The organism is Xanthobacter dioxanivorans (genome assembly GCF_016807805.1).
Lineage (GTDB): Bacteria > Pseudomonadota > Alphaproteobacteria > Rhizobiales > Xanthobacteraceae > Xanthobacter > Xanthobacter dioxanivorans.
The window spans coordinates 1,135,146-1,156,137 of sequence record NZ_CP063362.1 but is presented as its reverse complement, the minus strand read 5'-3'; the positions used below and the strand labels follow the sequence as shown (position 1 = coordinate 1,156,137).

Genomic DNA, 20,992 nt, shown 5'->3' with positions numbered 1-20,992 from the left:
TCTCATGCGCGACCTGATGGGCATGATGAAGCAGGCCAAGGAGCTCCAGGAGCGCATGCAGCAGATGCAGGCGGAGCTGGAGCAGGTCGAGGTGGAGGGCGCCTCCGGCGGCGGCCTCGTCAGCGTGCGCGTCACCGCCAAGGGCGAGTGCAAGGCGGTGCGCATCGATCCCTCGCTGGCGAAGCCGGAGGAGGTGGAGATCCTGGAGGACCTCCTCGTCGCCGCGCTCGCGGATGCCCGGGTCAAGGCCGAGCGGGTGATGCAGGAGAAGATGCAGTCGCTCACCGGCGGCCTCGCGCTGCCGCCGGGCATGAAGCTGTTCTGACACGACGCCGTTCTGACACGACGTCCCGCCGACACTCGGCCGACACCGCCGATGGTGCCGGGTGTCGGCACCGGTGTCGCCTCCGGTGCCGCCGTTCCTGGGGCGCCCTCCCGCCGGGGGCCGGCGGAGGGGCGGGGGCTCAGGCCGAGCGGCGGAACGCGCCGTCGGCGGTCGCCCCGATCTGGAGATCCTGCGCCAGCTCGGCGAGGGAGGGGCGGGCGATGCGCGCGCCGGTGGGGCTGATCAGGCCGCGCGCCCCGTCCAGCGCCCCGGCGGAAAGATCCAGCGCCAGCAAGCGGTCGCGGTCATAGGCGCCGGGCATCCACAAGGCGCCGGTGTGCTGCGCGGTGAAGCCGAAGCGGCCGTAATAGGGCGCGTCTCCCACCAGGATCACCGCCGCATGCCCGAGCGCCCGCGCCCGCTCAAGCGCGTTGCGCATCAGGTCGCCGCCCAGCCCGCAGGCGCGGAACCACGGATGGACCGCCAGCGGACCCAGCAGCAGCGCGGGTTTGCCGGGACCCGCGGTCACGTTCCACAGCCGCACGGTCCCCACCAGCCGGCCGTCCGGGCCATGGGCGGCGAAGGCCAGCCCCGCGGCCGGCAGCCGGCCTTCCCGCAGCCGCTCGGATGCCTTGGCCCGGCGCTCCTCGCCCAGGCACAGATCGAGCAGGGCCTCGCGCGCGGCCACATCTTCCTGCGATTCCAGCACAATCTCAGTCATCAGCAGCTCCAGTGCCACAACGTGAGAAGCGAAGAAGTCCGTCCCGGCCGCGCGGATGCGGCCGGCCCGAAGGCGTGGGACGGTGCGGAAGACGAGGGGAAGTCCCCCTCCTCATCGCCCCGGACGGCGCCTCGCCGGTGCCGGGGGTGGGACCTCTCGCCGGCGGGGCAGCACGCCCCCCGGGCCTCAGATCACGTAGGACTTCAGCGGCGGGAAGCCGTTGAACGCCACCGCCGAATAGGTGGTGGTGTAGGCGCCACAGGCCTCGATGATCACCTTGTCGCCGATGGAGAGCGAGAGCGGCAGCTCCACCGGGGTCTTCTCGTAGAGCACGTCGGCCGAATCGCAGGTCGGCCCGGCGAGCACGCAGGGGGCGGTATCGTCCCCGTCGCGCGGGGTGCGCAGCGGGTAGCGGATGGCCTCGTCCATGGTCTCGGCGAGGCCGCCGAACTTGCCGATGTCGAGATAGACCCAGCGCAGCGCGTCGGTCTCGGACTTCTTCGAGATGAGGACCACCTCGGTTTCGATGAGGCCGGCATTGCCCACCATGCCGCGGCCCGGCTCCATGATGGTCTCCGGAATCGCGTTGCCGAAATGCTTGCGCAGGGACGAGAAGATGGCCTCGCCGTAGGAGATGGCCGCCGGCACGTCCTGCAGATAGCGGGTCGGGAAGCCGCCGCCGAGATTGACCATGGAGAGCGAGATGCCCCGCTCCGCGCAGGCGCGGAAGATCTGCGCCGCGGAGGCGAGCGCGCCGTCCCAGGCGTTCACGTTCTTCTGCTGCGATCCCACGTGGAAGGACACGCCGTAGGCCTGGAGGCCGAGGCGATAGGCGTGCTCCAGCACGTCCGCGGCCATCTCGGGCTCGCAGCCGAACTTGCGGGACAGGGGCCATTCGGCGCCGGCGCCGTCGCACAGGATGCGGCAGAACACCTTGGCGCGCGGGGCGACGCGGGCGATCTTCTCCGCCTCCTCGTAGGAGTCGACGGCGAACAGGCGCACGCCCAGCTTGAAGGCGCGCTCGATGTCGCGCTCCTTCTTGATGGTGTTGCCGAACGAGACGCGGTCCGCCCCGGCGCCGGTGGCGAGCACCATGTCGATCTCGCCCACGGAGGCGCAGTCGAACGAGGAGCCCATCTCCTCCAGCGCCTGCAGGATGGCGGCATCGGGATTGGCCTTGACGGCATAGAAGACGCGGGTGTCCGGCAGCGCGCGGGCAAACGCCTGGTAGTTGGTGCGCACCACGTCGAGATCGACGACGACGCAGGGGCCGTCCTCGCGTCGGGTACGCAGGAATTCGCGGATGCGATCGGTCATGGTGTCCTCTCCGTGACCTGAAGCCTCGTGAAGCGCGGACAATCCGCGCGACGACAGGGACGGACGACCCCGAGGGGCCGGCCGGGGCACGCGCGAGCAGGTTCGCGGCGATGTGGACTCGCCGACGCGCCTGCGGGCCGTACCCGCTTCGCCGGGCTTCAAACCCGGCCGCATCATCGGACCGAACGGCAGGCGAACCGCCCGCGACGGCGAGGGCCGAAGCAGGGGCGAGACAACTGCGCACGATTGGAGAGGGAAGTCCCGCTCCGCACGGCCGGCAAGATGTAGTGCCTCTTCAGTAACGCCGCCCTTTGGAGGGGCGACCGAGACCAAAAAAGCCCTTACGTCGTTGCTTCAAGTCACGTCCCCCGCATTGAGGAGCGGGGTGGGCCGGTTCCCTCCGGCTTGTCGATCGTCCTGGCAGCTTTCCGGCCTCTTGTCCGGAGATCCTACCGACCGACACGCGACCACAGGCACGTGCGAAATTGGGCAGAGCGGATGTAGTGGATTCGCCCTGCCCATGCAAGTGGCGTTTTGATGATTTTTGCCGCGTGCAAGCTGCAGCAGGAGCAGGCGAAAGTCCCGAAGGTGGCTATGCTTCAGGCGCTCCGGTCCACGGCGTGTGCGGGCCGGGCTTTCAGGCGGGCGGCATCATGGGCATGCGGCGGTCGGTCTTCCTCAGGCATCCGGCTGTTCTGGCAGCCCTTCTCGCGCTCGCGACGGCGCCGCCCGTGCAGGGGCAGGAGGTGGTGGCGCTGGCGTTCGAGGGCTGGGACCGCACCGACAGCCCGAACGGCGTCGTCACCTTCACCTGCGCCAGCCCCCGCTGCCCACCCAAAGCGAAGCTCAGCTACAAGCGCCAGCCCCACCGCCCCACGGTGAGTATGGCCCAGTTCGAGGCCCACCACACCCGCCTGTCGCAGGACGCCCCGGCCAACTCGGCGGGGCGCGTCACCCAGGCCCGCATCACCGGCTTCACCGAGCGGAGCGTCGAGGGCGTGCGGGTGCTGGCGGGGCGCCGGGAGGTGGGATGGAGCGACGGCACCGGCACCGCTGCCGTCGACGCCTTGCTGATCGGCCCCGCCTCGTCCTTCAGCGTGGTGAGCGATGCCGGCGATCTCAAGATGGCCGAAGCCGTCTTCGCCCACGTCCTGCCGCGCCTGATCGACCTCGTGCTGGCGACACGGTGAATGGGCATCGGCCGGAGGCCGGCACCGGCGAAGATCAAGCTTGCGTCATTCTTCTGCCGTAACGAGAACTCTACCATGACGGGTATCTTTTGGGGGAAGTCCGTCCATGTCGCGTCTCATTCGCGCCGGTGCGTTCGCGCTGGCGGCGGCCATCGTCGCTCCGCAGGCCCGGGCCGAGAATCCGTTTGGCCTGGAGGTGCCCGGGTGGTCGAGCCGCCAGGCCCAGACGGGCACGGTCTATTTCTCGTGTGAACGCGAGAGCTGCGGGGGCAGCGAGGCGGTCATCAGCATCAGCCGCCGCAACCGCGCCCAGGATCTCACCCTGGAAAAATTTCAGGAAACGCAAGCCCTTATCAACGCAAATATTCTCAAGTACGGCGCGCGCTCATCGACCCTTGGTCCGGCCATGGTGGCGGACGCGACGCAGAAGCCGGTGAAGATCTTCACCATCCCCCGCGATGTCGTCGACAAGGAGGGTCAGGCGCGCTTTTACCAGAACGCCTTGCTGGTGGGGCCGGCCGCTTCGCTTTCGGTGGTCAGCGAGGGCGGCACCCGCAAAGTGGCCACCGATAATTTCCGGCTTCTCCTGCCGCGCCTAATCGACCTCGCGTTGGCGCTGCGCTGAGGCGCCGGCGGTTGCGCAAACGCATGCATTTTTCCCATTGCCCGCGCCGGATCGCCGCGCGGCGGCCTCGGCTCTTGATTGGCATCAATACAAGGAGCACTCTGCCGTCATAGCCTTAGAACAATGAAGGATCGCAAGGCCCCGCGATCCCTTGCTGTCGCCGCAGGTTCGGAATGAACTACGATACCTTCTTCGCCGATGCCATCGACGCCCTGCGCAAGGAGCGCCGCTACCGCACCTTCGCCGAGATCGAGCGCGATGCCGCGCACTTCCCGCGGGCGGTGTGGCATTCCCCCGGCGGCCCGCGCGACATTGTGGTGTGGTGCTCCAACGACTATCTCGGCATGGGCAGCCATCCGGACGTGGTGGCCGCCATGTGCGACGCCGCCCGGGCGCGCGGCGCCGGGGCCGGCGGCACCCGCAACATCTCCGGCAACAGCCACGAGATCGTGATGCTGGAGCGCGAGCTCGCCGACCTGCACGGAAAGGAGAGCGGCCTTGTCTTCACCTCCGGCTACATCTCCAACGCCACCGGCATCTCCACCATCGTCAAGCTGATCCCCGACTGCGTGGTGCTCTCCGACGAGCTCAACCACAATTCCATGATCGAGGGCGTGCGCCACGGCGGCCGGCAGAAGGCCATCTTCCGCCACAACGACCTCGGCCACCTTGAGGAGCTGCTGAAGGCGGCCGGCGACCGGCCGAAGCTGGTGGCGTTCGAGAGCGTCTATTCCATGGACGGGGACATCGCCCCCATCGGCGCCATCTGCGAGCTGGCCGAGCGCTACGGCGCCCTGACCTATCTCGACGAGGTCCACGCGGTGGGCATGTATGGCGAGCGCGGTGGCGGCGTCGCGGAGCGCGACGGCGTCATGCATAAGGTGGACGTGATCGAGGGCACGCTGGGCAAGGCCTTCGGCGTGGTCGGCGGCTACATCACCGGCAAGCGCCTGATCATCGACGCCGTGCGCTCCTACGCGCCGGGTTTCATCTTCACCACCGCGCTGCCCCCGGCCGTCGCCGCGGCGGCCGCCGCCTCGGTGCGGCACCTCAAGACCTCGCAGGCCGAGCGCGACGGCCAGCGCACCCAGGTGGCCAAGGTGAAACGCGCGCTCGCCGCCGCCGGCCTGCCGCAGATGGACACGCCCACCCATATCGTTCCGGTGATGGTGGGCGACGCCAAGGCCTGCAAGATGGCGAGCGATCTGCTGCTCGCCGAGTACGGCATCTATATCCAGCCCATCAACTATCCCACCGTGCCGCGCGGCACGGAGCGGCTGCGCATCACCCCCACGCCGTTCCACGACGACGCGCTCATCGCCCATCTCGCCACGGCGCTGTCGGATGTGTGGGAGCGGCTGGAGCTGCCCTACGCGGACCGGGTGGCAGAGCGCGCCTCCGCCTCGCGCAGCGCGGCGCTGGGCCCGGCGCCCATTCCGCTGCCGGTGGCCGGGGGCTGAGGCGGCCCGCGCGGCCTGAAATCGAACACCGAAAAACAAAATGCCCCGGCTGGTCCGGGGCATTTTGTTTTTGGGGCTGGCAAGGCTGCTCGGGCGATCATCCCGCTCGGTCTGCCGGTTCGCGGGATGGGCGCACGCTTGGCTGCGCACCCTTGGCGGCGGTCGCCACGTGAAACACTGGCAGCGGCGGGCGCCGGCGGCGTCGCGCCATCCCGTTGCTTGTGCCCCGGGAAAAGCAACTCTTGATACGAAAAGGCCCGCACCGGGCGGCTTGCCGTGCAAGCGGACCGGTGCGGGCCCTGGAATTACACGACCGCGCCACGCGGTCGCGTCGGTTTCCCGGCCTCAGCGAGCCTCAGCTCTTGGCCGGAGCCTTTTTCTTGAAGGCGTTGCGGATGTTGTCCCATAGCTCGATCTTCACCCCGTGGCGCTTCATGATCAGCGCCTGCTGGGTGACGGAGAGGGTGTTGTTCCACGCCCAGTAGATCACCAGGCCCGCGGCGAAATGGGCCAGCATGAAGGTGAAGATGATGGGCATCCAGTTGAAGATCATCTGCTGGGTGGGGTCCGGCGGGGCCGGGTTCAGCTTCATCTGCACCCACATGGTGATGCCCATGATGATCGGCCACGCGCCCAGCATCAGGTAGGCGCCGAGGACCGGCACCGAGGACGGATCCCAGGGGATCAGCCCGAACAGGTTGAAGATGGTGGTCGGGTCGGGCGCCGAGAGGTCGCGGATCCAGCCGAAGAAGGGCGCGTGCCGCATCTCGATGGTCACGAACAGCACCTTGTAGAGGGCGAAGAACACCGGGATCTGGATCAGGATGGGCAGGCACCCCGCCACCGGATTGATCTTCTCCTTCTTGTACAGCTCCATCAGCGCCTGCTGCTGCTTCACCTTGTCGTCGGCGTAGCGCTCGCGGATGGTGGTCATCTCCGGCTGCACCGCCTTCATCTTCGCCATGGAGGCGTAGGACTTGTTGGCCAGCGGGAAGAAGACGCCCTTCAGCGCCACCGTGATGATCAGGATGGCGACGCCGAAATTACCCACCAGCCGGTACAGCCAGTCGATGGCCAGGAACAGCGGCTTGGTGATGAAATAGAACCAGCCCCAGTCGATGAGCAGGTCGAAGCGGTCGATACCGTATTTCGTCCGGTATCCATCCACCACCTGGACCACCTTGGCGCCGGCGAACAATTGCCCGCTGGAGGCAACCGTGCCGCCGGGCTCCACGGTGAGGGGGGCGGCGAGATAGTCGGCCTGGAAGGTGGGGGTACCGTTGATGGTGGCGGTGGAGAACTTCCCGTCCACCTTCACGGACTGGTCCGGGATGACGGTGGCCGCCCAGTATTTGTCGGTAATGCCAAGCCAGCCGCCGGTCGCGGACAGGGACACCGGCTTGTCCTTGTCCATCTTGGCGTAGGTGACCTCCTGCAGCCCGTGCTCGCCGAGCACGCCGATCATTCCCTCGTGCAGGATATAGAAGCCGGCCACATGGGGGATGCCGTGACGCGAGACGAGAGCGAAGGGATAGAGGGTGACGGCGCCGCCGGTCTTGTTCTCTACCTCGTCCTTCACCGCGAACATGTAGTGGTCGTCGATGGTGAAGGTGCGGCGGAAGACGAGGCCCGCGCCGTTGTCATAGGACAGGACCAGGGGCGTCTTCTCGGTGAGCGTGCCGCCGCTGGAGGTCCAGAGCGTGTTCGGCCCCGGCACCGTCACGTTGGCGCCGGCGGCAGAGGTCCAGCCGAACTCCGCGTAGAAGGGATTGGGGGCGCCCGACGGGGACAGGAGCACGATGTTCGGGCTCTTGGGGTCCACCGTCTCATGGTATTCAAGGAGGGAGAGATCGTCGACGCGGGCGCCGCGGAGGGAGATGGAGCCCTTCAGGCGCTGGGTGTCGATGGCGACGCGGGGCGCCGTGGCGAGGGCCTCCTCGCGGGTGAGCGGGCGCCCCGGGGCTGCCGGCACGCCGGCCTGCGGCACGCCGCCGGGCGTCGGCGCCGTCCCCGGCGCGGCCCCCGGTGTCGCCTGCTGCTGGGCCTGCTGGGCGATCTTCTGCTGCTCGGCCGCCTGCCGCTGGCGCTCCGCCTGGGGAATGCCGAAGAAAAACTGCCAGCCGATGAGGATCGCCAGGGACAGCCCGATGGCGATGAACATGTTGCGGTTGTCACTCATGCCGGAAGGCCTCCGTCGGCGGGCGTCGGCTGATGGTCGGAAACGTCTGGATCCGGGGCGCCGGCCTGCCGCTCGCCGGCCGACTTGCGGGACCGGGAACCACCCGCGCCGCGCGGGCGCTCGGGGGCGTTGAGCTTGCGCACGGCACGCGCGATGTCCTGCACCAGGCCGTCGAAAGGCGCCCGCAGGGCGCCCTCGCGGGCAACCAGGACATAATCGAAGCCGGGGCGGCCGGCTTCCGGCAGCACGTGCCGCACGGCCTCGCGCAGGCGGCGGCGGATGCGATTGCGCACCACCGCGTTGCCGATCTTCTTTGTCACCGTAAAGCCGACGCGCACGTTCGCACCGTCGCCCCGGTCGCGGCCCTGCATCAGGAACAACGCTCCACCGGCGCGGCCGGCCTTGGCGGCGGCGAGAAAGTCACGGCGTTTGCGGAGACGATCCACGATGGGCAGCTCCGCGGGGCGTCCACCTCTCAGGCGGACAGGCGCTGGCGGCCGTGATTGCGGCGGGCGGCGATGATCTTGCGGCCGTTGCGGGTCGCCATGCGCGCACGGAAGCCGTGGCGGCGCTTGCGCACGAGCTTGCTGGGTTGATAGGTGCGCTTCACGGTTCAATTCTCCGGATATCTTGCATGGCTTTAGGCAACGGACCCCAGCAGCTGCGCTGCGACGGCGGTTTTCGCCGGTGCCCGCTCGCGCGCTCGAGACCGAGGTCGTTGCGAGAAATGAGGGCTGGGCTCCGGCCGCCGCAGCCGCCTGAGTTCGGGGTCGGCTTATAGGGGCGGCGAGGGCGCGCGTCAATCGGTGGCGTGCGCGGGGGGGCGGATCAGTTGGAGGTGGCACACCGGCCGGGCCACTCTCTCCCGCGGGCGGGGGAGGGCTTCCCGGTGCGCCCGGTCGCCACGGCAGGCCTCAAAGGGAGAGGCCACCGCGGCTCCGCCTTGATCCACCCCCTTGCGCCCGAGCCTGCGCTTCGCTCTTGTGGCGGAACACCGGCACCGGAAAGCGGCGACCATGAGCCTCCTGCGCATCTATGCCCGCACCATCTCCCTGCTGGGGCCGCAGGCGCGGCTCGGCGCGCTGCTCGCCGCCGGCAACCTGCTGCTGGCCATCGCCCAGTTCGCCGAGCCCATCCTCTTCGGCCGCATCGTGGACACGCTCGCCTCGGCCCAGGCGGCCGCCCGCGTGCCGAGCTTTGACGACCTCACCCCGCTGCTGGCGGCCTGGGTGGGCTTCGGCCTGTTCAACATCGGCGCCGGCGTGCTCATCTCGCTGCACGCCGACCGGCTCTCGCACCGCCGCCGCCTGGGCGTGCTGACGCAGTATTTCGAGCACGTGCTGCAACTGCCCCTGAGCTTCCATGGGGAGACCCATTCCGGCCGCCTGCTGAAGGTGATGCTGGAGGGGGTCGACGCCCTGTGGGGCCTGTGGCTGTCCTTCTTCCGCGACGACTGCGCCGCCGTCATCTCCCTCGTGGTGCTGGTGCCGGTGGGCATCTGGATCAACTGGCGGCTCGGCCTGGTGCTGATCGCCCTGATGGTGGTGTTCGGCATCGTCACGGGCTATGTCATCCGTCGCACCGAGGCCATGCAGCGGGAGGTGGAGGAATACAATTCCGACCTCGCCGAGCAGACCTCCGACGCCCTCGGCAACGTGGCCGTGATCCAGAGCTACACCCGCATCGAGGCGGAGGTGTCGGGCCTGAAGGATACGGTCAACCGGGTGCTGGCCTTGCAGATCCCGGTCCTGTCCTGGTGGGCCCTGGTTTCCATGGCGACCAAGGCGGCGACCACGCTCACCATCCTCGCCATCCTGCTCATCGGCACCTGGCTCTACGTGCACGGGCTCGCCGCCATCGGCGAGATCGTGACCTATGTGGCGTTTGCCAACATGCTCATCGGCCGGCTCGACCATACGGTGAGCTTCTTCAACCGGCTCATCCTCTCCGCCCCGCAGCTCTCCCAGTTCTTCGACGTGCTGGATACGGTGGGCTCGGTGCGCGACAAGCCGGGCGCAAAGCCCTTGGCTGGCGTGAAGGGCGAGGTGACGTTCGACGACGTCTCCTTCTCCTACGACGGCAAGCGCACGGCGGTGGGCGACGTCTCCCTCCACGCCGAGCCGGGCCAGACCTTTGCCTTCGTCGGCTCCACCGGGGCGGGCAAGTCCACGGCGCTGGCGCTGCTGCACCGGGTGTTCGATCCCCAGTCCGGGGCCATCCGCATCGATGGGGTGGACATCCGCGACGTGACCCTCGCCTCCCTGCGCAAGTCCATCGGCGTGGTGTTCCAGGAGCCGTTGCTGTTCAACCGCTCCATCGCCGACAACCTCAGGGTGGGCAAGCCCGATGCCACCGATGCCGAGATGTGCGAGGCCCTGGCCCGCGCCCAGGCGCTGGAGCTGGTGGAGCGTAACCCCAGGGGTCTCGCCGCGGTGGTGGGCGAGCGGGGGCGGGCGCTGTCCGGCGGCGAGCGCCAGCGCCTGTCCATCGCCCGGGCGCTGCTGAAGAACCCGCCCATCCTCATCCTCGACGAAGCGACGAGCGCCCTCGACGCCGCCACCGAGCAGAAGGTGCAGGCCGCCCTCGACGAGGTGATGAAGGGCCGCACCACCTTCGTTATCGCCCATCGCCTCGCCACCGTGCGCAACGCCGACCGCATCCTCGTGTTCGAGCAGGGGCGGGTGGTGGAGGCGGGGACCTTCGACGACCTGGTGCGCCTCGGCGGCCGGTTCGCCACGCTCGCCCGCGCCCAGTTCATGACCGGGGCGCAGACGGTGGAACGGCCCTTGGCGGAGACGTAGGGGCAAGGCGAAGGTTTCGCGCTTCCACCCTCGCATTTTGCCGGAGTGCGGCAAGAATGTGGCAAACAGAACCGGGGTGCAGCACAGGCGGCGCGCCCCTTTCCGGTGCATTTCGTCTTTTCCGCGGTTGCGAAACCGGGTAATGAGGAATCCTATTCGGTGAAGAGCCCTCACCTCTGACACGGGAGCGGATCGGTTGGCGCGCACGAAGACCAGTTCCGCCGCCGGAGCGACTTTCCTCGGTCTCGCCGCAGCGGCGTTCAGCCTCTTCCTTGCGCCGTTGACGCTGGCGCAGCCGGCGCGGGCCAATCCCATCCTCCTGGTGGAAGCCGATACCGGGAAGGTGCTGGAGCAGAAGGAAGCCGGGCGTCCCTGGCATCCCGCCTCCGTCACCAAGCTGATGACCGTCTACGTCGCGCTGAACGCGGTGAAGAACGGGCGCCTCACCATGGACACGCCCCTCACCGTCTCGGCCCTCGCGGCCTCCCAGCAGCCGTCCAAGATGGGCTTCCGGCCGGGCACCGTCGTCACCCTCGACAACGCACTCAAGATGGTGCTGGTGAAGTCCGCCAACGACATGGCCTGGGTGGTGGGCGAAGGCGTCTCCGGTTCCATGCCCGCCTTCGTGGCCGAGATGAACGCCACCGCCGCCCATTTGGGCATGTCCGGGACCCATTACGAAAATCCCAACGGCCTGCCCGATCCCGACCAGGTCACCACCGCCCGCGACCTCGCCATCCTGGCGCGGGCCATCATCTATCATTTCCCCGAGCACGAGGCGCTGTTCCGCATTCCCGCCATCCGCATCGGCAAGGCGGTTCTGCGCAACTACAATCGTCTGATCGACCGGTATCCCGGCGCCGACGGCATGAAGACCGGCTTCGTCTGCGGCTCCGGCTACAATCTTGTGGCCACCGCCACGCGCGGCAACAAGCGCCTCATCGCCGTGGTGCTCGGCGCGCGCTCCGGCGTCGCCCGCACCGAGCAGACGGCGCTGCTGTTCGAGAAGGGCTTCCAGTCGTCCTGGTCGGTGTTCGGCGCGGCGTCGCCCCTGCTGTCCAACATCTCCAACAGCGGCGGCCCGGCCTACGACATGAAGGCCGAGGTCTGCGGCGGCAAGCGGTCCGTGGTGGCTTCCGAGGCCGACGAGGAGCCCGATCCCACCGCTTCGAGCAGCTTCGGCTTCGCCTTCGCCGCGCCGAACCTGCCCAAGTCCGGCGCCGAGCTGCTGCAGACGCTGCCGCCCTCCATGCCGATCGTCCAGGTCTATGTGGGCACCCGTGGCGCCCCGCAGGACCTCGCCACCGCCTATCCCGAGGACGACAAGCCGAAGAAGAAGGCGGGGCCCAAGCAGGCGGCCAAGCCCGCGGCCGGCGCTGCCGACACCGCCTCGGCCGAGAGCGGCGACGGCACCAAGCCCGCGGCCAAGCCGAAGCCGAAGCCCGCCGTGGCCAGCGCCTCGGCCAAGCCGAAGCCGGCCGGCGGGACGGAGGAGGCGGGGGCAACCCAGAAGAAGCAGGTGCAGCCCACCGCGCCGGTAACCGCAGGGGCCGTGCCCACGGCCAAGCCGAAGCCCAAGCCGAAGCCGGCCGAGGCGCCTGCCGACGGTGCGGCGCCCGCTCCCAAACCCGCCACCTGAGGCAGGCCGCCACCTGAGGCAGCCCGCTCCTGAGAAAGGCTCACCCACCCAGGGGCCGCCGCGCGGGCCTGAGGTGGCCGCGACCGATCCGCCGGGTGCGGATAGACCGCTCATCACCCTTGACCCGGCGGCCCGCCTCGTGGAGGCAGGTGGGGAGATTTCCCTGTCGTCCGTCCGGAGGTCCCCGCCATGACGGGCAGCCCGTCCCTTTCCGAAGACCCTGCCCCCGCGCCGCGTCGCGGGCCGCCCGCCCCCATTCCGGTCACGGTGCTCACCGGCTTCCTCGGCGCCGGCAAGACGACCCTGCTCAACGCGCTGCTCGCTGATCCCGGGCTTGCCGATACCGCCGTGCTCATCAACGAGTTCGGCGAGGTGGGGCTCGACCACCTGTTCGTGCGGCCAGTGGAGGAGGGCATCGTCATGCTCGCCTCCGGCTGCCTGTGCTGCACCGTGCGCGGCGACCTCGTCACGGCGCTGGAAGACCTGCTGCGCGGGCGCGACAACAATCGCCTGCCGCCGTTTTCCCGCGTCATCATCGAAACCACGGGCCTCGCCGATCCCGCCCCTGTGCTCCACACCATGATGACCCACCCCTACCTTGCCATGCGCTACCGGCTCGACGGGCTGGTCTGCGTGGTGGACGCGCTGAATGCCGACGCCACCCTCGACGCCCAGGCCGAGGCGGTGAAGCAGGTGGCCATGGCGGATCGCCTCGTCCTCACCAAGACCGACCTTGTGAGCACGGCGGGCGAACGGGCGGCCCTCGATGCCCTCAAGGCGCGGCTCAAGCGTCTCGCCCCGGCCGCCCGGCTGCTCGATGCGGCGGCGGGGGAGGCGGACGCGGCGGCGCTGCTCGGTGCCGGCCTCTACGACCCCGCCACGAAGACGCCGGACGTGGCCGGCTGGCTCGCCGAGGAAGCGGTGGCGGCAGCGCAGGAGGCGCAGGGCGCCGGCCTCGACCCCGACCGGCAAGACCCCAATCGCCATGACGGGCGCATCCGCGCCTTTACCCTCGCCACCGATGCCGCCATTCCGGCCGGGACGCTGGACCTTTTTCTCGAGCTGCTGCGCGCCACCCATGGCGCGAACGTGCTGCGCATGAAGGGCATCGTGAAGGTGGCGGAGGAGCCGGAGGCGCCCATCGTGATCCACGCCGTCCAGCATGTGATGCACCCGCCCGCGCGCCTTCCCGCCTGGCCGGACGACGACCACCGCACCCGGCTGGTGATGATCGTGCGCGATCTCGACCCCGGGGTCATCGCCCGGCTGTTCAATGCCTTCCTGGGCGTGCCGGAGGTGGACGCGCCGGACCGCGCGGCGCTCACCGACAATCCCCTGGCGCCGCCGGGGATGGCGCGATGACGCCGCAGGAGGTGCTCGCCTTCTGGCTCGGCTCGGGGCCGGAGAAGTGGTTCGACGGGGGTGAGGCCTTCGACGCCGAGGTGCGCGCGGCGCTCCTGCCGGCCCATGCGGCGGCCGTCGCCGGTGCGCTGGACGATTGGGCGCAGACACCGCTCGGCGCGCTGGCGCGGATCATCCTGCTCGACCAGGTGCCGCGCAATGCCTTCCGCAGCACGCCGGGCGCCTTCGCCAGCGATGGCCTTGCCCTGGCTGCCGCCGAAGCGGCGATCGCGGAAGGCTTCGACGCGGCCTGGCAGGTGCCGGAGGCGCTGCGCACCTTCTTCTACCTGCCCTTCATGCACGCGGAGGACCCTGTCGCGCAGGCCCGCTGCCTGGACCTCTACCGGGCCATCGGACACGAAGAGGGCGTGCGCTACGCCCTCGTCCACAAGGAAGCCATCGACCGCTTCGGCCGCTTCCCCCATCGCAATCCCATTCTCGGGCGCGCCATGAGTGCGGAGGAGCAGGCCTGGCTGGACGCTGGCGGCTTCAGCGGGTGAGGCCGAGCCGCGCCTTCACCCCCTCGGCCGCCGCCCGGCCTGTGGCGAAGCAGGCCTGGAGGAGATAGCCGCCGGTGGGCGCCTCCCAGTCCAGCATCTCGCCGGCGGCGAAGACCGGCGGCAGGGTCTGCGGCAGGCCGGCGAGGGCGAAATCCGGTCCGATGCTCTTCCAGGCGATACCGCCGGCGGTGGAGATGGCGCGCTCCAGCCCGGCATGCCCGGTCACCTCCAGCGGGAGATCCTTGATCAGGCCGGCCAGGGCCTCCGCGCCCGGCCGCGCCGGTCCGGTCACCTCGCGCACCAGATTGGCGGCGACCGGGGGCAGGCCTCCATTCTTCGCCAGCACGGTGGAGAAGGAGGCCTTGGGCGGGGCAGCGGCGAGCCGGGCGGCAAGGGCCTTGGCGTCCACGTCCGGGCGCAGGTCCAGATGGAGGGTGATGGCGCGGTGGCCCAGCGCCCGGCGCAGGTCGGTGGACAGGGCGTAGATGGCCCCGCCTTCCAGCCCGGAGGCCGTCACCACCGCCTCGCCGCGCACGACGGTCTTGCCGAAGCGCACGGCGATGCGCTTCAGCGGGGTGCCGGCGAAGCGGGTGCGGAACACCTCCGACCAGGCGATGGTCACCCCCATGTTGGCCGGGGCCAGCGCGTTCACCGCGATCCCCGCCGCGCGCAGGGCGTCCACCCATCCCCCGTCGGCGCCGAGGCGGGGCCAGGAGGCGCCGCCGAGCGCGAGGATCACGGCATCCGCCGTCACCTCCGCCGGGCCGTCGGGCGTGTCGAAAAGAAGCGCGCCCGAGGGGGCCCAGTCGCGGAAGGCGTGGCGCAGGTGGAAGGAGACGCCCTGGGCCCCGAGCCGGGCGAGCCATGCGCGCAGCAGGGGGGAGGCCTTGAAGGTCAGGGGAAAAACCCGCCCGCTGGAGCCAACGAAGGTCTCCTCGCCCAGGCCCAGGGCCCAAGCGCGCAGGGCGTCCGGCGGGAACGCCGTCAGCGCGGGCGACAGGCGTTCCTCTGCCGCGCCGTAGCGGGTGAGGAAGCGCGGGAGCGGCTCCGAATGGGTGAGGTTGAGCCCGCCGCGCCCGGCCATGAGGAACTTGCGGGCGACGGACGGCATGCGGTCGTAGACCGCGACGCGGGCACCGGCGGCAGAGAGCACCTCCGCCGCCGCCAGTCCCGCGGGACCGGCGCCGACGATGGCGATGAAAGGCGCGTACTGGCTCACTCTGGCTCCGATGCCCATAAAACGAAGACCCTCCCCCGCTTACGGAGGAGGGTCGGGAAAAAGGCAAGGCCGGCCCGAGCTGCGAATCCGGGCCGCGAACCCGGGCCGGCGAACGTCAGGGCGCCGCCGCCTCAGATGGTCTGGTTATACGCGCCCACTTCCGGATGGGTGCGCAGAACGCTGTCCACTTCCTTGAACATCTCGCGCATGCGCTCCTCCGAGACCGGGCTCTCCACCACCACGACGAGCTCGGGCTTGTTGGAGGAGGCGCGCACCAGGCCCCAGGAGCCGTCCTCGCAGGTGACACGCACGCCGTTCACCGTCACCAGGTCGCGGATCTTCTGGCCGGTGACGAGGGCGCCCTTCGCCGCGAGATCCTCGTAGTGCTTCACCACCTGGGCGACGATGCCGTACTTGGCCTCGTCGGTGCAGTGGGGCGACATGGTGGGCGAGGACCAGGTCTTCGGTAGCGCCTCGCGCAGCTGCGACAGCTTCCGGCCGGGGTTGCGGTCCAGCATGTCGAGGACGGCGATGGCGGAGACGAGGCCGTCGTCATAGCCACGGCCCACCGGCTTGTTGAAGAAATAGTGGCCGCTCTTCTCGAAGCCCACGAGGGCGCCGGTCTCGTTGACCCGGCGCTTCATGTAGGAATGGCCGGTCTTCCAGTAGTCCGCCTTGACGCCGAGCCGGATCAGCTCCGGATCGGTGGCGAACAGGCCGGTGGACTTCACGTCCACCACGAAGGTGGGGTTGGGATAGATCTTGGCGAGGTCGCGGGCGAGCAGCACGCCCACCTTGTCGGCGAAGATCTCCTCGCCGGTGTCGTCCACCACGCCGCAGCGGTCGCCGTCGCCGTCGAAGCCGAGAGCCAGGTCCGCCTTGTGCTCCAGCACCGCGTCCCGCATGGCATGGAGCATCTCCATGTCCTCGGGGTTGGGATTGTACTTGGGGAAGGTGTGGTCGAGCTCGGTATCGAGCGGGATCACCTCGGCGCCCAGCGCCTCCAGGATGCGCGGGGCGAAGGCGCCGGCGGTGCCGTTGCCGCAGGCGGCCACCACCTTGATGGGGTGCTTCAGCTTCGGCCGGTCGGTGAGGTCCTTGATGTAGACCTCGGGGAAGTTCTCCACGAACACGTAGGAGCCGCCGCCCTTCAGATTGAATTTAGCCGACAGAACAATATCCTTGAGCCGGCTCATTTCATCCGGCCCGAAGGTGAGCGGGCGGTTCACGCCCATCTTCACGCCGGTCCAGCCGTTGTCGTTGTGGGAGGCGGTGACCATGGCCACCGCCGGCACGTCGAGGGCGAACTGGGCGAAATAGGCCATGGGCGACATGGCGAGGCCGATGTCGTGCACCTTGATGCCGGCGGCCATCAGTCCGGACACCAAGGCCAGCTTGATGGAGGAGGAATAGCTGCGGAAGTCGTGGCCGGTGACGATCTCCGGCTTGATCCCCATCTCGTGCATCAGCGTGCCGAGCCCCATGCCCAGCGCCTGCACGCCCATCAGGTTGATTTCCTTCTGGAACAGCCAGCGGGCGTCGTATTCCCGGAACCCGGTCGGCTTCACCATGGGCTCGGATTCGTAAGCGTAGGTGTTGGGAGTGAGGACCGGCTTCGGCGTGGGGAACATCAGGACAGCTCCTCAAGGGAGAATTTTTGCGGTTGCGAGATAGCACGAAATCGTGACCGGGCGAACGGTCCGGCGCGCAGATGGTTCCCCTGCCGGGGCGACCTTATTGTGAACGCGCGGCGGCGCCCGGCAGGCGCGGGCGCGGCGTTTTGGGGCGCGCCGTCCCTCCGGCCCCGGAAGGTGCCGCAGGCGCGCAGGCGGCTTTCGCCGATCGCCGGCGCCGGGACGACGGGCCGCCTTCGGTTCAGGCGACCTTCTCGATCACGCTTGCGAGCTTGTCGACCAGCTCGCCCACCTGGTCCTTGGTGATGATCAGCGGCGGGGTCACCACCAGCGCATCGCCGGCGATGCGCATCATCAGGCCGTCTTCATGGAAGGCCCGTTCCAGCGCCTCGTAGCCGCGCAGGCCCGGCGCGCCGGGCTTGGGGGCAAGGTCGATGGCGCCGGTGATGCCGACGGTGCGGATGTCGAGCACGCCGGGCTTGTCCTTCAGGCTCATCACCGCGTCGGCGAAGAAGGGCTCCAGCGCCTTGGCATAGGCGAAGGTGCCCTCCCGGGCGTAGAGGTCGAGGGTGGCGAGCCCGGCGGCGCAGGCGAGCGGATGGGCCGAGTAGGTATAGCCGTGGAACAGCTCCACCACGTGCTCCGGCCCCTTCATGAAGGCGTCGTGGATGGGCTTGCGCACCAGCACGCCGCCCATGGGCACCGCGCCGGCGGTGATGCCCTTGGCGAAGGTGATCATGTCCGGCACCACGCCGTAGCGCTCGGCGGCAAAGGCGTGGCCGAGGCGGCCGAAGCCGGTGATCACCTCGTCGAAGATGAGCAGGATGCCGTATTTGTCGCAGATCTCGCGCAGCCGCTTCAGATAGCCCTTGGGCGCCGGCAGCACGCCGGTGGAGCCGCCCATGGGCTCGACGATGACGGCGGCGATGGTGGAGGCGTCGTGCAGGGCGACGATGCGCTCCAGCTCGTCGGCGAAGTGGGCGCCAAAGTCCGGCTCGCCCTTGGTGAAGGCCTGGTTCTCACGGTCGTAGGTGGCGCGCAGGTGGTCCACGCCCACCAGCATGCCGCCGAAGGTGCGGCGGTTCGCCACGATGCCGCCCACGGAGATGCCGCCAAAGCCCACCCCGTGATAGCCGCGCTCGCGGCCGATGAGCCGGGTGCGCGCGCCGGCGCCGGTGGTCTGGTGGTAGGCGAGGGCGATTTTCAGCGCGGTGTCCACCGCCTCTGAGCCGGAATTGCAGAAGAAGACATGGTCGAGATCCGCCGGCGCGAGGGCGGCGATGCGGCTCGCCAGCCGGAAGGCGTCGGGGTGGCCGTACTGGAAGGTGGGGCCGAAATCGAGATCCGCCGCGGCGGAGCGAATCGCCTCGACGATGGGCTCGCGATTGTGACCGGGATTGACGCACCACAGCCCGGCGCAGCCGTCGAGGATCGCGCGGCCTTCCGGGGTATAGTAGTACATGTCCTTGGCGCGGGAGACGAGGCGTGGCCGCTTCTTGAAGGAGCGGTTGGAGGTGAACGGCATCCAGAAGGCTTCAAGATCGTTGGGCGCCGCATCCGTGCGCGTGTCCGAACCTTCCGCGATGAGATCATCCAGAGCCATGGTGAAACTCTCCCTGCCGGCGAAGATCGGCATCGTGCCATCGTTCGGCCTCGTCGGTGCGGAAGCTAGCAGCGCGGGGACTTGCTGGGAACAGCGGGACGGGGGAAGTGTCGCACGGGGGCACGCTTCCCATGGTGAGCCGCCCCCTTGCGCGGGCACGGCTTCTGACCCAATAAGATGGGTGACCGTGCGTAAGGATGGTATCTTGGTGGAGATTTCGCCAGAGACGCGAGACGAATCCGACTTGGATGCCGGGATGAACCCTGGTTTTCCGGACGGAGTCACGGCGGACCTTGAGCGCGAGCGGCAGGTCCGCGCAGCGCTTGAGCGCGTGCTCGCCTCGGCTGATTTCAGCGCCTCCCCGCGCCTCGCCGCCTTCCTGCGCTTTGTCGTGGAGGCGACCCTCGACGGGCGCGCCGAGGCGATCAAGGGCTATACCATCGCGGTGGAGGCCCTCGGCCGGCCCACATCCTTCGACCCCCAGGCCGATCCCATCGTGCGGGTCGAGGCGACCCGGCTGCGCCGCGCGCTGGAACGCTATTACGCCACCCAGGGCACCGAGGACCCGGTCGTCATCGACATTCCGAAGGGCGGCTACGTGCCCCGCTTCCTGCCCCGGGCGGAAGCGGAGCCGGAGGATCGTCCGGCGGCGGACCTGCCGGGATCCGCCGGTCCGGCCGATGCGGTCCCCGCACCTGCGCCTCGTACGGGTTCCGTGCCGTCGCGTGCCGCGCTGTGGCGCCTGGGCGTGGCGGCCTCCTTCATCCTGCTCGCCGCCGGCGCGGCCCTGTTTGCCCTTCCCTCCGAGCGCCAGGCGCCGGCGCAGAGGTCGGCGATGCTCGCCGACGCGGTGCGCCTGCCCATCGTGGAGGTGCGGCCCATCGAGGCGGCGGGGAGCGCGGCGCCCGCCGAAGGGGATCTGAGGGCGATCGAGGAGCGCATGCGCGACGCCTTCGCCCGCTTCGACTTCGTCGAGGTGAAGGCGGCCGGTGCCAGCGCGCCGGAAGGCGCCATCGCCGAGGCGTGCAACGGGCCGCGGTCGCGTTCGGTGTTTTCCCTGGCGGCGCTGGCCGAGGGCCGCGCCGATGGCACCTTCTCCCTCGTCGCGCGGCTGACCGACCGGTGTGACGGCTCCATCGTCTGGTCGGCCGCCCTCGACGGGCTGGCGCAGGGCGCCGGCCTCGCCGAGAGCGAGCGCAGGGTAGTGCACGACATCGCCGCCGGCATCATGGAGACCTACGGCGTCATCCCGGTGCGCGCGCGGACGCAAGCGCTCGCCCGGGCGCCGGCGTCGGGCTACGGCTGCATCGCCGGCGCGGTCTCCCTTCTGCGGCAGGATGCCCAGCAGGCCCAGCGGGCCGTCAACGTCAGTGGCTGCCTCGCGGACCTGACCAAGGGCAATCCCGATTTCGCCCTCGGGCACGCGGTGCGGGCGATGACCATGCTCTACACCATGATGCGCGAGGGCGCCTATTCCGCGTCTGACGAGGCGCTGGAAGGCGTTCTCGACGAGGCGGAGCGGGCGGTGGACCTCGCCCCCGCCAGCGCCTACGCCACCCGCACCCTGGCACTCGTCCAGCTGTTCGCCGGCGAGCCGGCGGAGGCGGTGACCACGGCGCAGAAGGCGCTGGAGCTCAATCCGCTCGACTTCGACGTGGCCGCCGCAGTGGCTACCGTCTATATCGGCGCCGGCCGGATCGACGAGGGCGAGGCACTGCTGCAGCGCGCGCGGCGCGAGGGGGCGGTGCGCAGCCCGCTCCAGGATGCCTTTCTCGGCTTCGCCGCCTTCATGCGCGACGACGTGTTCGCCGCCCAGTCCCTGGTGCCCCAGCTGGCTTTGCATCCCGGATTCGAGAACAAGCTTGCCCTTTCCCTGGTCCTGCATGCGCTCGGCCGGGGCAGCGAGGAGCGCGAAGCCCTGGCCAGCCTCGTTCGCCGGATGCCGGAGGGGGCGGACGGGGTCCGGCAGATGGTGCACCGGCTCCTGCCCTCGCAGGTGCACGCCCAGAAGGCGCTCGACGCCCTGGAAACCGCCGGCCTCTCCCGTGAGGCGGTGGCCGGCAAGCCGCCGCGCGGCTAGCGCGGACCGACATTCAGATCGAGCGGCGCCCTGCCTGCACCACCGTCATGGCCGGGACAAGCCCGGGCATGACGGCGGCCGAAGAAAAACGCGGACACTGAAGGTCGATCGCTCCCAGAGGGTTTTCGAGCGAAGTGGAGATCGGTTCGCGTGAAGAAAACGCGATCACGCAAGACACAGAGCGTTTCCCCGGTTCCGTGAAACGGGGAAACGCTCCAGGCGGGATCCGCGTCGAAAGCCGAACAGACGAAGTGCGATCCCGGCGGCTTCCCGCGCGAGACGACCGGCGCGGGTTGCG

At 69.5% G+C, this 20,992-nt stretch carries 17 protein-coding genes; 9 read left to right on the top strand and 8 right to left on the bottom strand.

All coding sequences use genetic code 11. The features are described from left to right. Window positions 1-4: 4 nt before the first annotated feature. Window positions 5-325: a YbaB/EbfC family nucleoid-associated protein gene (locus EZH22_RS05515; RefSeq protein WP_203194744.1), complete on the top strand. Its 321-nt coding sequence runs from the start codon at window positions 5-7 to the stop codon at window positions 323-325. 139 nt (window positions 326-464) lie between these two features. Here the strand turns inward: EZH22_RS05515 and EZH22_RS05510 are convergent, their stop codons facing one another. Both EZH22_RS05510 and EZH22_RS05505 read right to left on the bottom strand, forming a co-directional pair. Further along, window positions 465-1,046 carry a GNAT family N-acetyltransferase gene (locus EZH22_RS05510; protein WP_203194743.1) on the bottom strand — a complete coding sequence of 194 codons (582 nt, stop codon included), beginning with the start codon at window positions 1,044-1,046 and terminating at the stop codon, window positions 465-467. Window positions 1,047-1,232: 186 nt separating this feature from the next. Further along, on the bottom strand, window positions 1,233-2,363 hold the full coding sequence (locus EZH22_RS05505) for a type III PLP-dependent enzyme (RefSeq protein WP_203194742.1): 1,131 nt from the start codon (window positions 2,361-2,363) through the stop codon (window positions 1,233-1,235). A gap of 653 nt (window positions 2,364-3,016) precedes the next feature. On the opposite strand from EZH22_RS05505, the gene EZH22_RS05500 reads away from it, so the two are divergent. The 3 genes from EZH22_RS05500 to hemA all read left to right on the top strand — a co-directional run bounded on the left by EZH22_RS05500 (window position 3,017) and on the right by hemA (window position 5,638). Then, window positions 3,017-3,553 (top strand): hypothetical protein, encoded by a 537-nt coding sequence (locus tag EZH22_RS05500; protein ID WP_203194741.1) that lies wholly within the window; start codon window positions 3,017-3,019, stop codon window positions 3,551-3,553. A gap of 106 nt (window positions 3,554-3,659) precedes the next feature. Further along, a complete protein-coding gene (locus tag EZH22_RS05495) occupies window positions 3,660-4,178 on the top strand; it encodes a hypothetical protein (protein WP_203194740.1) in 519 nt (172 codons plus the stop codon). 173 nt (window positions 4,179-4,351) lie between these two features. After that, window positions 4,352-5,638 carry a 5-aminolevulinate synthase gene (hemA, locus tag EZH22_RS05490; protein WP_203194739.1) on the top strand — a complete coding sequence of 429 codons (1,287 nt, stop codon included), beginning with the start codon at window positions 4,352-4,354 and terminating at the stop codon, window positions 5,636-5,638. Window positions 5,639-5,993: 355 nt separating this feature from the next. Here the strand turns inward: hemA and yidC are convergent, their stop codons facing one another. The 3 genes from yidC to rpmH are packed head-to-tail and all read right to left on the bottom strand — an operon-like array spanning window position 5,994 to window position 8,427. Then, the gene (gene yidC, locus EZH22_RS05485) at window positions 5,994-7,817 is read right to left on the bottom strand and encodes a membrane protein insertase YidC (protein WP_203194738.1); all 1,824 of its coding nucleotides are present in this window, start codon (window positions 7,815-7,817) and stop codon (window positions 5,994-5,996) included. After that, window positions 7,814-8,263 carry a ribonuclease P protein component gene (gene rnpA / locus EZH22_RS05480; RefSeq protein WP_203194737.1) on the bottom strand — a complete coding sequence of 150 codons (450 nt, stop codon included), beginning with the start codon at window positions 8,261-8,263 and terminating at the stop codon, window positions 7,814-7,816. Before rnpA ends, yidC begins: the two co-directional genes overlap by 4 nt. Before the next feature lie 29 nt (window positions 8,264-8,292). Beyond that, window positions 8,293-8,427 carry a 50S ribosomal protein L34 gene (gene rpmH / locus EZH22_RS05475; protein WP_012113946.1) on the bottom strand — a complete coding sequence of 45 codons (135 nt, stop codon included), beginning with the start codon at window positions 8,425-8,427 and terminating at the stop codon, window positions 8,293-8,295. Between the two features lie 406 nt (window positions 8,428-8,833). Between rpmH and EZH22_RS05470 the strand changes: the two genes are divergently transcribed. From EZH22_RS05470 to EZH22_RS05455, 4 genes are all read left to right on the top strand, one after another. Beyond that, the gene (locus EZH22_RS05470; RefSeq protein WP_203194736.1) at window positions 8,834-10,618 is read left to right on the top strand and encodes a glucan ABC transporter ATP-binding protein/ permease; all 1,785 of its coding nucleotides are present in this window, start codon (window positions 8,834-8,836) and stop codon (window positions 10,616-10,618) included. A 196-nt stretch (window positions 10,619-10,814) separates the two neighbouring features. Then, on the top strand, window positions 10,815-12,257 hold the full coding sequence (locus EZH22_RS05465; RefSeq protein WP_203194735.1) for a D-alanyl-D-alanine carboxypeptidase family protein: 1,443 nt from the start codon (window positions 10,815-10,817) through the stop codon (window positions 12,255-12,257). Between the two features lie 189 nt (window positions 12,258-12,446). Continuing rightward, window positions 12,447-13,619, top strand: coding sequence for a CobW family GTP-binding protein (locus EZH22_RS05460; protein ID WP_203194734.1), 1,173 nt, complete (start codon window positions 12,447-12,449; stop codon window positions 13,617-13,619). Then, window positions 13,616-14,158, top strand: a complete 543-nt coding sequence (locus EZH22_RS05455) for a DUF924 family protein (protein ID WP_203194733.1) — start codon at window positions 13,616-13,618, stop codon at window positions 14,156-14,158. Before EZH22_RS05460 ends, EZH22_RS05455 begins: the two co-directional genes overlap by 4 nt. On the opposite strand, the gene EZH22_RS05450 is transcribed toward EZH22_RS05455, so the two are convergent. The 3 genes from EZH22_RS05450 to EZH22_RS05440 form a co-directional block, all read right to left on the bottom strand. Continuing rightward, window positions 14,148-15,395 carry a TIGR03862 family flavoprotein gene (locus EZH22_RS05450; RefSeq protein ID WP_203194732.1) on the bottom strand — a complete coding sequence of 416 codons (1,248 nt, stop codon included), beginning with the start codon at window positions 15,393-15,395 and terminating at the stop codon, window positions 14,148-14,150. The genes EZH22_RS05455 and EZH22_RS05450 overlap by 11 nt on opposite strands. A 113-nt stretch (window positions 15,396-15,508) precedes the next feature. Then, window positions 15,509-17,008: a phosphomannomutase/phosphoglucomutase gene (locus EZH22_RS05445; protein WP_203194731.1), complete on the bottom strand. Its 1,500-nt coding sequence runs from the start codon at window positions 17,006-17,008 to the stop codon at window positions 15,509-15,511. A 244-nt stretch (window positions 17,009-17,252) separates the two neighbouring features. After that, window positions 17,253-18,614 (bottom strand): aspartate aminotransferase family protein, encoded by a 1,362-nt coding sequence (locus EZH22_RS05440; protein ID WP_203194730.1) that lies wholly within the window; start codon window positions 18,612-18,614, stop codon window positions 17,253-17,255. Between the two features lie 256 nt (window positions 18,615-18,870). Here EZH22_RS05440 and EZH22_RS05435 point away from each other — a divergent pair, with 256 nt between their 5' ends. After that, window positions 18,871-20,694: a tetratricopeptide repeat protein gene (locus tag EZH22_RS05435; protein WP_203194729.1), complete on the top strand. Its 1,824-nt coding sequence runs from the start codon at window positions 18,871-18,873 to the stop codon at window positions 20,692-20,694. The last annotated feature ends 298 nt before the right edge of the window (window positions 20,695-20,992 follow it).

Excerpts from the sequence above, each read along its gene's own strand:
- EZH22_RS05515 (WP_203194744.1), top strand. The coding sequence starts at position 5 with ATGCGCGACCTGATGGGCATGATGAAGCAGGCCAAGGAGCTCCAGGAG.
- EZH22_RS05440 (WP_203194730.1), bottom strand. The coding sequence starts at position 18,614 with ATGGCTCTGGATGATCTCATCGCGGAAGGTTCGGACACGCGCACGGAT.
- EZH22_RS05510 (WP_203194743.1), bottom strand. The coding sequence starts at position 1,046 with ATGACTGAGATTGTGCTGGAATCGCAGGAAGATGTGGCCGCGCGCGAG.
- EZH22_RS05470 (WP_203194736.1), top strand. The coding sequence starts at position 8,834 with ATGAGCCTCCTGCGCATCTATGCCCGCACCATCTCCCTGCTGGGGCCG.
- EZH22_RS05455 (WP_203194733.1), top strand. The coding sequence starts at position 13,616 with ATGACGCCGCAGGAGGTGCTCGCCTTCTGGCTCGGCTCGGGGCCGGAG.
- EZH22_RS05495 (WP_203194740.1), top strand. The coding sequence starts at position 3,660 with ATGTCGCGTCTCATTCGCGCCGGTGCGTTCGCGCTGGCGGCGGCCATC.
- EZH22_RS05435 (WP_203194729.1), top strand. The coding sequence starts at position 18,871 with ATGAACCCTGGTTTTCCGGACGGAGTCACGGCGGACCTTGAGCGCGAG.
- hemA (WP_203194739.1), top strand. The coding sequence starts at position 4,352 with ATGAACTACGATACCTTCTTCGCCGATGCCATCGACGCCCTGCGCAAG.
- EZH22_RS05505 (WP_203194742.1), bottom strand. The coding sequence starts at position 2,363 with ATGACCGATCGCATCCGCGAATTCCTGCGTACCCGACGCGAGGACGGC.
- EZH22_RS05445 (WP_203194731.1), bottom strand. The coding sequence starts at position 17,008 with ATGTTCCCCACGCCGAAGCCGGTCCTCACTCCCAACACCTACGCTTAC.
- EZH22_RS05500 (WP_203194741.1), top strand. The coding sequence starts at position 3,017 with ATGGGCATGCGGCGGTCGGTCTTCCTCAGGCATCCGGCTGTTCTGGCA.
- yidC (WP_203194738.1), bottom strand. The coding sequence starts at position 7,817 with ATGAGTGACAACCGCAACATGTTCATCGCCATCGGGCTGTCCCTGGCG.
- EZH22_RS05450 (WP_203194732.1), bottom strand. The coding sequence starts at position 15,395 with ATGGGCATCGGAGCCAGAGTGAGCCAGTACGCGCCTTTCATCGCCATC.
- EZH22_RS05460 (WP_203194734.1), top strand. The coding sequence starts at position 12,447 with ATGACGGGCAGCCCGTCCCTTTCCGAAGACCCTGCCCCCGCGCCGCGT.